Source organism: Pseudomonas sp. ANT_J28, from assembly GCF_008370005.1.
GTDB lineage: Bacteria > Pseudomonadota > Gammaproteobacteria > Pseudomonadales > Pseudomonadaceae > Aquipseudomonas > Aquipseudomonas frigoris.
Map to the genome: position 1 here is coordinate 85836 of NZ_VOBM01000014.1, position 12693 is coordinate 98528.

Genomic DNA, 12693 nt, shown 5'->3' on the forward strand with positions numbered 1-12693 from the left:
GCACTCACAGAGGATCGGGCTACACTGGCGCCACTGGCTGACCTCTGTAGCCCGCCGCCGCGACATGTATGTTGTTGCTGACACCGAACCAGGCAAATCCCCATGAACAACCTCGTAGTCGAAGACGAACCCAAGGCCGGTAACTACCTGCTCAACGGCCTGCAGGAACTCGGCCGGATGCCGACGATTACCTGATCAAACCGTTTTCCTTCGCCGAACTGGTGGCGCGTCTGCGTACCCTGACCCGACGCGGTCCCACCCGGGAAGAAGAACAGTTGCAAGTCGCCGACCTGCAAATCGACGTGCTCAAACGCCGCGTCACCCGCGCCGGCGTGCGGATTTCCTTCACCAACAAGGAGTTCGCCCTGCTGCATCTGTTCGCCACGCACCAGGGGCAGGTTCTGTCGCGCTCGATGATCGCTTCGCGAGTCTGGGACATGAATTTCGACAGTGACACCGACGTCGTGGATGTCGCGGTGCGGCGTCTGCGGCTGAAAATCGACAACCCGTTCCAACTCAAATTGATTCACAGCGGGCGCGGTGGACGAATGATGCCGGACCGGCCTGTCGTATGAACTGAATCTACCCGTCGCTGCTCCGCTACATGTCTCATTTTATTTCCCTGCTTTGACAATCGGTGCTTGAGCTTTAGTCTGTCGCGACCTATAAATACTATAGATAATCATGAGCGACCTACTGCCGTTTCCGCTGCCCAAAAAGAAAGCCTTGGAAATCATTAGGGAGCTTTCGCATAGATCTGAGCGTGTCTTTTACTCTAAGCACTCACGGTCTCGCATGATTGAGCGAGAGATATCCATGCCTGACGTAAAGGATTGCCTCTGCAGAGGACAGATCACTGATGGCCCCTATCAAGCACCCGGGGGCGATTGGAGATTCACTATTTCATGGTTCAGGGCTGGGTCACCCCTCTAAATTGTCGGCGCAATCGATGTCGACGAAGACGGGAGATATCTCGTCATAGTGACCACGATGCAAAGGGAGAGATAATTTGATGTACCACTACGTTGAAAGCGGGCTACCGAACGTCTGGCTTAGCAACGGCTACAGGGTGAAAGAGACTGCCTATGGCGAGTCGGTTGCTATCACGGATGTTGAGGGCCTTCACGACTTTATCGGCAAGACGATTGCGCAAAAACCGGCAGCTCTGACCGGTGCAGAGTTTCGGTTCCTGCGTAAAGAGCTGGGTTTGTCTCAAGAAAGGCTGGCCAGTATTGTCGGGCTGACCTCCCAAGCGGTGGCGATCTGGGAAAAGACTGACAAGATTCCGACTGTAAATGATCGCTACCTGCGCGGGCTTTACCTGGAAGCCAAGACTGGCGAGGCGGAGCTGATGGCCGCCATTAACTCGATCAACGAACTGGATCATGAGCTTCATAAGCTCAACCTTCAGTTTGAAGATGGATGGCACAAGCAAGACCAAACGTGCGCCTGACAAAGACCTGAATTACAAAGCCCGGACGCGTACCGGGCTTTTTTCTTTTCTGCGCTTTTGACCGGATCAGACGGATTAAAAAGCGACTTCAACTGAAATGGCCAAAAACGCCACCCCCCTTGAGCAGTTTTGGCATAGGCCAAAATCATCACGGTGTCTAGACTCACCCCCATATAACAGTGCAAAAGCACACTTGAATCCAGAGCTGTTCCAGGGGAACCCGCATGAACCCATCCGACATTTTTGTTATCAGCGCCGTCCGCTCGGCCATCGGCAGCTTTGGCGGCTCGCTCAAAGATGTGCCGCCCATTCAATTGGCCACTGACGTTTGCCGTGCCGCCATTGAACGTTCGGGGCTGGCACCTGAACACATCGGTCACGTGGTGATGGGGCATGTGATCCCGACGGAAGCACGTGACGCCTACATCTCTCGTGCCGTGGCGATGAATGCCGGCCTGCCGAAAGAGACGCCCGCCTTCAACGTCAATCGCCTCTGCGGTTCTGGCTTGCAGGCCATTGTCAGTGCAGCACAAAGTTTGATGTTGGGAGACGCAGGCGCTGCGCTGGCGGGTGGCGTCGAATCCATGAGCCGCGGAGCCTATCTGTTGCCGCAGGCACGCTGGGGCGCACGCATGGGCGATATGCAAGCCATCGACTACGTGCTCGGCGCTCTGCAAGACCCGTTTGGCGGTTTCCACATGGGCATTACTGCGGAAAACATCGCCGAGCGCTATGGCATCACTCGTCAGGCTCAGGATGAGTTGGCGCTGCTCAGCCAGCAACGGGCGGCCCGGGCGATTGCCGAAGGGCGGTTTACCGACCAGATCGTGCCGATCGAAGTGGCGTCCCGCAAAGGCACCGTGACGTTTGCGACGGACGAGCATGTCCGCGCGGAGGTTAATGCCGAGCAATTGGGCAAGATGAAACCAGCCTTCAAAAAAGACGGCAGCGTCACCGCCGGCAACGCGTCGGGTCTCAATGACGGTGCCGGAGCACTGATCATGGCCACGGGTCAGATGGTTCTCGACCAAGGCCTCAAACCCATCGCACGACTGGTCGGTTACGCCCATGCCGGGGTGGAGCCAGAGCTGATGGGGTTGGGACCGATTCCCGCCACCCGCCTGGTCCTCAAACGCGCCGGCCTGACCGTTGCCGACCTGGATGTCATCGAGTCCAACGAAGCATTCGCTGCCCAAGCGTGTGCCGTGGCGCAGGAACTGGGCTTCGACCCGGAGAAGGTCAACCCGAACGGTTCGGGGATTTCTCTGGGCCACCCGGTGGGCGCGACCGGTGCGATCATTGCCACTAAAGCCATTCACGAATTGCACCGTGTTCAGGGTCGTTATGCCCTGGCAACCATGTGCATCGGCGGCGGCCAAGGCATCGCCGTGTTGTTCGAACGCGTCTGATCGGCCCAAACGAAGACAGCGCCCATTGTGGGCGCCGTCTCGTTTTACCGCGATGGAATCAGTGCGCAATGCACACAAATTTCAGCTCGGTGTAAGCCTCGATCACTGCGCGACCAAACTCGCAACCCATACCCTATTACTGACCAGGCACGACCTTGCTGCAGACACCGCAGACGGCCCTGGGGCAGACCGGTCTGACATCTCGATGGGCTTCATTTTTTCAGGCCCGGTTCTACTAAACTACGCAGAACTTCGCAGATTCCGTGAATGATTTCACAGTACTGCTAAAGTGAAGGTGGGTGGCTAATCGCGGTGACGCCAACGCCCTCAAGCGAGGGCAGCATGAACTGAATCGCGTCATCATCGAGCGCGAGGGGCAGCAGACATGAGGTCTAAATATGATATTTGAGCCCAACAGTACCCGTTCCGTTCTCCAGCGAAGAAGCAGTACCAGTATCGTTATTCAGGCTGGTCTCGATTGTGTTGCGGTGACCGGTGTTGCGTGGTTTTTGATCAATTATCATATCGGCTTCATAACGCAGTCCTATGTCATCCTGCTCCTGTTGCTGCTGGGGGCGCTGGCCGTCGTGTACGACCACTATGCTATTTACCGCAGCAACGTTGGTTTTACCGTCAAAGCCTTCAAGCTTTTGAAAGCGTGGACAGCCACGTTTGGCTTTCTCGTTGCCATGGCCTTTCTTACCAAGCAAAGCGAACAGTACTCGCGCTTATTGGTCGGGCAGTTATTTGTTGTTGGATATTTTGCTCAGTTGCTTTTGCACCTCGCGACACGCGAGATGCAAAAGAAGTTTTTGACCCACCCGACTCAATTGGAAAACTCGCTCATCATTGGCTCGGGCGAACTGGCTAGCTATCTTCACAAGAAAATCAGCAATAATCCCTGGCTCGGTGAGCGCATAGTCGGCTGTGTGTTGATCGGCGCGAACGATGATCGGGGAAAGGAAAGTCTGGAAGGCGCGCAACGTCTGTCGATACTGGGCGATATCTCCGACCTTGATGAGTTAGTTGTTAAACATGCCATTCGAACCGTCTATTTCGTGACCCCTCTGGGTGGCTCAGAGATCATCCAGGATGTTTATTTAAAGCTGTTCGATAAACACATCTCTGTTAACTGGGTGCCTGACATTTTCTCGTTGCGCCTGATCAACCACAGTGTTCGCGAAATTGCCGGCATTCCCGTGCTGACCTTGTCTGAAACTCCGCTGATGGGGATGCGTCTGTTTCTGAAGAATCTCGAGGACAAAGTCGGGGCCTTTCTCATTTTGGTTCTTGCAACCCCCTTCCTGGCAGCCGTCGCCATTGCGATCAAGCTCGATAGCCCCGGCCCCATATTCTTTCGTCAGCAGCGTATGGGGTGGAGTGGAGAAGCTTTTAGGATCTGGAAGTTCAGAAGCATGGTCGTCCATCAGCCGGAAGACGGCATCGTCAAGCAGGCGCAAAAGAATGACCCGCGCATGACCAGGGTTGGCGCCTTTATTCGCCGGACCAGCCTCGATGAGCTACCGCAGTTGTTCAACGTTTTGATGGGGGAAATGTCTCTGGTGGGGCCTCGCCCGCACGCTATTCAACACGATGTGCAGTACTCGCCTGACGTCTCGGGCTACTTTGCGCGTCACAACATTAAACCGGGCATCACAGGCCTGGCTCAGGTACGTGGCTATCGTGGTGAAACGAGGGATATAGAGCAGATGATCCGACGCGTTGACTCGGACATCGAGTACATCAACAACTGGTCGCTATGGCTCGATTTCGTCATTCTTGTACGAACTGTGTTTGCCTTCTCTGGCAAACATGCCTACTAGCCTGACATTATCCAGAACACCGGGGTCGCATGCTGCCCCGGTATGAATTCAATATCGTTGTTGCACTTAACCCCAGCAAACACCCCCTTTATAAACCTATGTGACACTCACTCGACCACGGCCTCAAGAAACCCCAAGAAGCGATCATGACGGAAATAAATCCAGCGTACGCTCAACCTCATCAGGGTCGATACTAAAACCATTCCCCTCTGGTGTACCGACCACAAAACCGAAGTTTTGGTGATCGCGATCCGTTAGATATTTGAAAAAACAGAGGAAACGATTCGGGGGCTGCAATACCAGCAGCGAACCACCTGGCTGCAGCACATTAACGCCATGTATAAGATGGCTCCCCTCAATCCCTACCACGATTCTTGCGCCGGCACAGGCCGCCACGATGGTCGGCACGTCAGATTTCGCAGGATCGATAATACGAAACCCTCTGCTATCACGCAGGCGCTCGGCAAGCTCCATTTCATTGCGTAACAATCGCAATTCACCCGTGCCACCTCGCAGAATGAACACGCCAGGGTGAGAGCAAACGTTTACGTGTGAAAGCAACTTTTCCCCCATCGCACGAAAACGCAAATGCTTATTTCTGTTTTGACATAGATCGTCAAAGATCACGAGTTCACGAAAAAATGCATTACGTAAACGGACCGGTGTCATGCCAAGCCAGTCCTCATAGCCGGGGGCATGAAGTATGCCGGTCGTGACAGTGGAAACAAGGTTGGCAGACGCTGCCGTGGTCACCGGAACGCCCTCCTCACATGCCATTGGATAGGTTATACAATCATCCATTAACCACGAGCCAAACCATTTATTCCCCCCCGCCGTGCAATACAATGCCCCGCGATCAATTTCGTTTTCTACGCGAATCTTTGGTAGCCATCCTGATCTAGGCGACAACGATGCTTTGGCATTACCTTTGTAAAGAGCGCCATCAATTAACCAGACATCTTTAAGCAGGTAGCCTCGTGTTGCGCCATGCTCAACACTACCGATGCCTTCCATTGTGCGACGGGGATGTTCGTAAGGATAAAAAAGCTCCCCTGCCCATCCCGTCACACGTTCGAGCTGGTTGGGAAGGAAAAAAGCCGGCGGAGCATTTGAGATCTCGCCTGGAGCAATTTCCCAGGTTTTCACGGCTTGGCTTTGCAGGGTTAACGACGGTTTGCGTGTGAGCCGTGTGTTAAACATGTGTTTATACGCAGCAAGGCTCCACTTTGATGGGCCGTCACTCGTCAATGCATTGAATTCCGACATATGCACCCCCATCCCAGTGTGATTACACAGAAACAGCCTTCATGGCCAAAACTGCTCTTCTTTAAAATCAGCAACCTGTTCAAGTGGATACGATACCTTCCAGGACAGGGGGCGACTTCAGATGAGCGTAGCGACCACGCAACGTGTCGAGAAGCGTTTCTCCCGGAGTTCTGGAACAATGGATATATATTTTGAACAGTCCGCCAAAACCCATTTCGCGATATCGATTAGCGACGTCCTCATCACTCGGACCGTCCGGCAACCCAAGGTGAAGTGTCAACTTCTTGCCTTCGACAGCAAATAGCGGCGTCTCCCAAAGAAATTGCGCTGCGCCCACTTTGGGGAGTCGAACAAATAAATAGCCGTCATTGCCCAGCGTATCAACATCACCTCCACGCCTTCTTTTCCACTCAAGAAGCCCATCGTCCGGGCGTGCCAGGCAAGTTCCGATATCATAATAGTCAAAACCGTTTTCTATCGCCCACTCAAGTGCCATGAACGTAGTAATTGAGTTAACTTCACGTAACTTTTTAGCATCTGAAAATACAGCGTCGGGATAACCGAAACGGACCGTACTCCAGTAGCGCTTCCCTGCCCGGGTAATTACACACCCAAGATGACATGCAACAATCTCATCCTCCAACAGTACTAAATCGAGCCGCCCGGCATTTTTTGCCACCCTTTGAACCTCATGCGATTCAATTTGGGAGGCGGCTGCGCCATGCCTTGCGCTGGCATAAGGTTTAAGCATTTCCCGATCTGCGATGTCGATTTCGTCATCGTTCAACGCCTGTTTCATACGGTAGCGCAGCCGGTTTTTGCGCAGATTTCGACGTAACTCGGTGTTGTATCTGGCGGTGATATCGTCAATTGACCTGCTCAGCGGCACGACAGCACTCAAATATTGAGGCACATACAATGCCCCCAAAGTCGGTATTTCGCTGATCAACACCGTCCGGCTGGAGTTATCTAGTTTTAACGTGCTATCCGCCACGTGAGCGTCAGCGCCCATGAGAACCTTCACAAATTCCCGTTGTGATTTCCTGCCCACATAAAGGATGTCGTAAGGGCTATCTTCCCGCAGTCGGAATCTGACAATTTCCCAGCGCCAAAAACAGGCTCGCCCACCTATATCCCGCAACCAAGCGACAGCTTTTCTTAGCTCAAATCGCATCGAAGGAGATATTAGCTTACGCAATAATTCTGCTATATATTCTTTCATTTGGTTATTAGCACAATTCAAGGAAGGGGCATTTTAGTTTACAAACCAACAAACTAAATATTTGAAATTAGCGCTCGAAAGCTGAGCACTTTTCTTCAAAATATGTGATGAGTCCTAATTACAGCACCGATACAAACCGCCCTCTATTTTGAACACGTCACCTTTCCTTCTTGAGAAAAACTCGCTACTCCCTCCCTGAAATCAAGATTGTTCGACACCATTTCGTTGACGCCAATCTCAATGAAGAAAACAACCTCGAACACACCCGTCAAGTCGATAAATTCAACATGAGTAAAGGTGCTAAGTCGGGGTTTTGCAAGATATTTCAGCCGTGTTTTTTATGACGCTGGGAAGTCCAGCCAAGTGTCAAATTCCTGTAATGTCAGGAATCCCTGTAGATCAACGTGCGTAACAAGAACATCGGATTACCCACCACATAGCGACTGAATAATCGCTTTGGCTCACCTATTAGCCTGAACAGCCACTCACAACCGAGACGACGCACCCATTGCGGAGCACGAGTCACCTTGCGGCCGAGAAAATCCAGAATCGCCCCTCCGCACACGACCAGACAGGGCACGCCACTGTCGGCTAACCTGGCAGCAACGGCTTCTTGCTTGGGCATGCCCATACCCAACACAACCAGTTCCGGCTGAAACTGCCGGGCAAGGTTTATGTAAGCATCCACTGGCGCGAAACCATGGTGAGCAGAGACTACATTGACCCCAAATAGCGCTTCGCTACGCTGTACTGCATTGGCTAGAAAGGGCTCTTCAGTACCCCAGAAAGCCACGCGTCGCCCCTTGAACGCGGCCAGTAATTTGGGGATGAAATCGGTGCCGTTCATATTTAGCCCAGGCGCCAAGCCGAGGCGACGAAACAGGATGGCCATGCCGGAGCCATCCCGCAATAACACGTCCGCAGCCAGCAGCGCGTTAAAGTAGTCGGTATTGGACGCCACCAGATTCATGGCATGGGCATTCGCGAACCCGAGCACTGTCGTCACGTCAGGTCTGGATAACGCATCAATCAATGCTTGCTCGTCATCAACATCGCTAATCACCCTGAGTTTCTGGGTAATCGTTTGCCAGCTGTGCTGCCAGGATAAAGCACGCATTAGTTGTCATCTCGCTTCGAACGCACCCATTCAACCTGGCGCTTAAGCAAAAATCCGAGATACAGACGGATTTTCTTCACCGCGTAGAACGGCGCATACAACAAGGCTGAAAAAGAAATAATCCCGCGACCAAATTGGCTCCATGCCAGCAAGATAGTCACACCCAATATTGCCACCCCGCATGAAGCTATCAAGGCTGGCGCCAAAGCTCCGGACAGAATAAATACCAACCATGCCAGACCAAATACCGCCCCCAAGGCCAACGTCAATAAGGCTAACGGAGGGACCAGCAAATCCAGCGTCATCGCCAGCAGACTCCAGTTACGCTGGCCAATCGACTCCACCAGCAACTTTGGCGTATCCCCAAGGATCACCCCTAGGTGACCATGTTCCCAGCGCGTACGCTGGGTAGTTAAGCCTTCATCGCTACGCGGAAAATAACTGGTTACCAGAGCATCGGGGCAGAACAAAGGCGGCTTGCCGCTTCGGCATAAATCCAGGCCCATCTTCAAATCTTCAACGATGTGGCCACTTGCTAAATTGATCGACGTCAGATCCCGCCAGACGAAAGCCATTCCCGTGCCCATTAACTGACAGGGCAAACCAAGCCGGGTCCAACCCTGCGGCCGTACCCGATTCTTCACACACCAGGCAAACTCGGCAAGCCGCACTTTTAGCCCGGAACCTGCTGGAGCACGCATTAAATTAAGTGCTTGTGCTGGTCGCCCTGAGTCGATGCAACAGATTGCCAAACGCTCAATAGAACCCTCGGCCACTTGGCAATCCGCATCGACAACAATCATGACGTCCGGCGCATCGCTCGCCAAATGACGCACCCCGCAGTCCAGCGCATAACCCTTGCCACGCTGCTGATCATTGCTGCGCTCCACCACCTCGGCGCCCGCCGTGCGGGCCAGCGCCGCGGTGTCGTCAGAACAGTTATCCGCCACCACCAACAGGCGATCACCCAAAAGCAACTGCGGCCGAATGCTATTTAACGTCGCGACGATGATCGAGGATTCATTGTGTGCCGGTATCAACACCGCCACCTGCGGTCGCGATCCTTGCGCCGACGAGCGCGGCCGTGCAGGCACGCAGGCCATCAGCACCTGCACAAACAGCACCAACACCGGCAGGAGGATGAGTACCAGCAGTGCACTGAACAGCCAATTTAGTAAGGTGATCATGCTTGCGCCTTAAACAATTCAGCCAATTTGGCCGCTTCGGTATCGATATCGTGTCGCTCCAGCACTCTCTGATAAGCCGCCTCACCCATCCGCTGCAAAACCTCGACAGGTTGCGCGAGGCAGTCCGCCAGTGCCGCCGCCAACTCATCCACGGCTCCAGCGGGAAACAACCAACCGTTCACACCCTGTTGCACTAACTCGGGAATCCCTGCCACATAGCTCGTCAATACAGGCCGGCGCAACGCCATGGCTTCCATGATGACCACCGGCAACCCCTCGGCGAAGCTCGGCAACACCATGGCCCGCGCCGCCAGAATTTCCGCCCGCACCTGTTCGCTGCTGATCCAGCCGGTAATTCGCACCCGCGCCTGCAAGCCATGCAGTGCAATCAAGGCTTCGATTTCCGCGCGCATTTCTCCATCGCCGGCCAGTACTATCTCGAACTCCACCTCTTGTGCTGCCAGAATGCGGGCGGCCTCAAGCAGCAAAAGCTGACCCTTCTGCTCACACAAACGACCTACGCAAACCAACCGCGGCGCGAATGGCACGGCAACGGCCGGCACGTCGTGAAACGCCCGCTCCAGCCCACAGTGCACCACCTTTACCCTTGGCCAGTGCGCATGAGCCACCCAGCGAAACAGCTGGCTACGCCCATAAGAGCTGATCGCCGCGACAAAAGCTGCGCGCCGAACTTTTTCGCCCAAATGAATAAACTGCGGTTTGTCGAACTCTTCCGGCCCGTGCACGGTAAAACTGTACGCTGGCCCACCGAGTACATTGGCAAGCATCACCACCTCGGTTGAGTTGGTGCCGAAATGCGCATGCACATGCTCCGCCCCAAACGCCTGCAACCAGGTCAGCACGCGACACGCCTCGGATAAATAAACCAAATGGTATGGCCAGGGGCGATCGGCACGCTGGCCCATGCGTAGCGCCAGCCACAGCGCCGAAAAAAAGCGTCGCGGCTGGGCGCGCAGCACCTGCAGCACAGGCACTAACAGCTCTTTGACTCCGCCCTGCAGCACATACTGGGTTTTATCGCGTTCGGACACGTCCTCGGCATCCACCAATTCGGCATCCCAGCCACGCAGGGCAATGCGCTGCACCACAAACCCCTGCCGTTCCAACGCCAAAATCTCGCGACGAATGAAGCTATGGCTGACTTTGGGGTATTGATTGATGAAATAAGCGATACGCATAGGAACCAGACTTAGTTGTCGTTGCGGTGGATTATTACTGCAAGCAATCCCACAGTAGTACAGGTATCAGGAACGTCAACTTGCCACACGACAGCTGCTATAACTACCTATCAACACATTGTCTATCTTTTTAAAGGTGTCATCCAGCAGCTCATAGCGCCTGCGGTACATGGCACGTTTTTTTGAAGCAATACTGTCGAGCGGCTTCCTGGACAGAATCATGGGAATCTCGAAAAAATCTTCGCGCTCTGATGGAGTCGCTCCATGCTCTAACCAGATCACATCATAATTTGCCGCCAGTTCTAGAGCTTTGTGAGCGCCAAAATACGGATGACGATGGTGGCGATACCCATCCCCTACCGCATAAATTTTTTCAACACCGATATTGATGGCAATGTATTTAATAACTTCGATCAGAAAGCTTCTTGGCCGAAGGCCTTCAAAGTCTTTTGTCAGGCCCCTGTAGATACTCAACGACAGTTCACTCTCAACGCCTTTATGTATCCCTTGAACGGCACCGATAAAAATACATAACTCGGTGTCCGTGCGACACAATGTGAAAGCTATTGATGCAATACGCAGATCACCCTGAAACAAGTTCAACACCAACTCCCCTTCGCGCATAAACCAGAAGGGACGATCCAGCACCAGGGAACAGCCAGCCGCAAACTCCGACAAATCACTCAGCAGCAAACTGTCATTTCGCCCCAACAGCAATAGCTGCGGACAGCTTTTGGTAACCACTTCGTAATGCGAGGCCAACACGCTAAGTTTATTCTTGGGGCTCCAGTTTCTACTGATGTATGGCCAATGAACAACGCCCACACAATCCCCGCCTAACTTTTCAACACCGGACTTGCCCAGAGCGCTCGACATCCGCCCGCAAAACAACTTTAGCTCGGACCAGTTTTTTGCAACTAAAACCAGCATTTTAAACTTATTATTCAATGCCCTTAAGGAATATCCTGCATGCAAAAAAAACACGCTTTTTAATATCACCCAATTATTCATATAAGTCTCACTTGTATTCGATCAACGCCGTCTTGCCGGCACCGAATCTGTTCAGTAGAAACTTGACTTGCCCCAGCATTTCGGGAAACTTCCCCAGCACGAGAAAGAAAGCCCGCAGCCAGTTTTCGCGCGTGGATCTGTCGCCCCCACGGGCGAGGCGCACGACCTGCAATGGATAGACCAGCAGCACAAGCAGCCCAAACCATCCCAACACCAAACTCGCGATAACAGTCGCCAGCGGGACACCTAATCCCCAGAACCAGACACGGCGCGACTCACGCAACCAATGTTGCTCCGGTGCAGCCCCATGTAAAAATGCGCCCTCGGCAAAGGCATAACCACCGCGCAGGGTACGCTGCCACCATTGGCCGAACCGGGTCATGGTTGCATCGTGCAAGGTCATTTCCTCGCCCAGACGCCAGACCTTCCAACCATTCCCACGCAGACGCACGCACAATTCAGGCTCTTCCCCGGCAATAAGGCTCGGTCGAAACCCGGACGCCTCGGCGAAGGCGTCAGCCCGCATCAGCGCATCTCCACCACATGCCTTGGCCTCACCTAGCGGCGTATCCCATTCGAAATCACACAGTAAGTTGTAAACCGAGTGCTGCGGAAAACGTTCACGGCGCCGTCCACAGACCACCGCGACGTCAGGATGCGTATCAAGAAAGGCCTGCGCCTGGGGCAGCCAACCACCAACAACCTCACAATCACCGTCGACGAACTGCACATAACGCATCGCCGGCAATAAGCGTTGTATGCAGGCAAATCCTTCGTTGCGCGCACGCGCAGCCGTAAAGGGAATCGTCATGTCCAACTCGACCACCTCGACCCCAAGCCTCAGTGCCACGTGCACTGAACCGTCCGTTGACCCAGAGTCGACATAAACAACCTTCTCCGCCGAACCGACGAGAGAAATCAGACAACGCTCAAGCCGCAGGCCTTCGTTGCGACCGATAACAACGACACCAATACCCATAGCCATGACGTTCACTCAGCGACGCGA

At 53.8% G+C, this 12693-nt stretch carries 11 protein-coding genes and 1 pseudogene; 5 read left to right on the forward strand and 7 right to left on the reverse strand.

Features of this window, described 5'->3' with window-relative positions:
• Window positions 1-102: 102 nt before the first annotated feature.
• The 5 genes and pseudogenes from FQ187_RS12275 (at window position 103) to FQ187_RS12295 (ending at window position 4685) form a co-directional block, all read left to right on the forward strand.
• Window positions 103-575, forward strand: a pseudogene (locus FQ187_RS12275) (winged helix-turn-helix domain-containing protein).
• A gap of 109 nt (window positions 576-684) precedes the next feature.
• The gene (locus FQ187_RS30885) at window positions 685-933 is read left to right on the forward strand and encodes a DUF4258 domain-containing protein (RefSeq protein ID WP_149629674.1); all 249 of its coding nucleotides are present in this window, start codon (window positions 685-687) and stop codon (window positions 931-933) included.
• Window positions 934-1012: 79 nt separating this feature from the next.
• Window positions 1013-1453 (forward strand): DNA-binding transcriptional regulator, encoded by a 441-nt coding sequence (locus tag FQ187_RS12285; protein ID WP_149629675.1) that lies wholly within the window; start codon window positions 1013-1015, stop codon window positions 1451-1453.
• A 224-nt stretch (window positions 1454-1677) separates the two neighbouring features.
• Window positions 1678-2862: an acetyl-CoA C-acyltransferase family protein gene (locus tag FQ187_RS12290; RefSeq protein WP_149629676.1), complete on the forward strand. Its 1185-nt coding sequence runs from the start codon at window positions 1678-1680 to the stop codon at window positions 2860-2862.
• Window positions 2863-3260: 398 nt separating this feature from the next.
• Entirely contained in the window at window positions 3261-4685 is a 1425-nt protein-coding gene (locus FQ187_RS12295; protein WP_149629677.1) for an undecaprenyl-phosphate glucose phosphotransferase, read from the forward strand.
• Between the two features lie 144 nt (window positions 4686-4829).
• On the opposite strand, the gene FQ187_RS12300 is transcribed toward FQ187_RS12295, so the two are convergent.
• From FQ187_RS12300 to FQ187_RS12330, 7 genes are all read right to left on the reverse strand, one after another.
• Window positions 4830-5951, reverse strand: a complete 1122-nt coding sequence (locus tag FQ187_RS12300) for a glycosyltransferase 61 family protein (protein ID WP_149629678.1) — start codon at window positions 5949-5951, stop codon at window positions 4830-4832.
• A gap of 79 nt (window positions 5952-6030) precedes the next feature.
• The gene (locus tag FQ187_RS12305; protein ID WP_149629679.1) at window positions 6031-7173 is read right to left on the reverse strand and encodes a hypothetical protein; all 1143 of its coding nucleotides are present in this window, start codon (window positions 7171-7173) and stop codon (window positions 6031-6033) included.
• A gap of 382 nt (window positions 7174-7555) precedes the next feature.
• Window positions 7556-8290 carry a WecB/TagA/CpsF family glycosyltransferase gene (locus FQ187_RS12310; RefSeq protein ID WP_149629680.1) on the reverse strand — a complete coding sequence of 245 codons (735 nt, stop codon included), beginning with the start codon at window positions 8288-8290 and terminating at the stop codon, window positions 7556-7558.
• Complete coding sequence (locus FQ187_RS12315) at window positions 8290-9477, reverse strand: glycosyltransferase family 2 protein (RefSeq protein ID WP_149629681.1); 1188 nt, start codon at window positions 9475-9477, stop codon at window positions 8290-8292. The genes FQ187_RS12310 and FQ187_RS12315 overlap by 1 nt, the downstream gene beginning before the upstream one ends.
• On the reverse strand, window positions 9474-10676 hold the full coding sequence (locus FQ187_RS12320; protein ID WP_149629682.1) for a glycosyltransferase: 1203 nt from the start codon (window positions 10674-10676) through the stop codon (window positions 9474-9476). The genes FQ187_RS12315 and FQ187_RS12320 overlap by 4 nt, the downstream gene beginning before the upstream one ends.
• Window positions 10677-10751: 75 nt before the next feature.
• Window positions 10752-11687: a DUF535 family protein gene (locus tag FQ187_RS12325; RefSeq protein WP_149629683.1), complete on the reverse strand. Its 936-nt coding sequence runs from the start codon at window positions 11685-11687 to the stop codon at window positions 10752-10754.
• 7 nt (window positions 11688-11694) lie between these two features.
• Complete coding sequence (locus FQ187_RS12330; protein ID WP_149629684.1) at window positions 11695-12672, reverse strand: glycosyltransferase family 2 protein; 978 nt, start codon at window positions 12670-12672, stop codon at window positions 11695-11697.
• Between the last annotated feature and the right edge of the window lie 21 nt (window positions 12673-12693).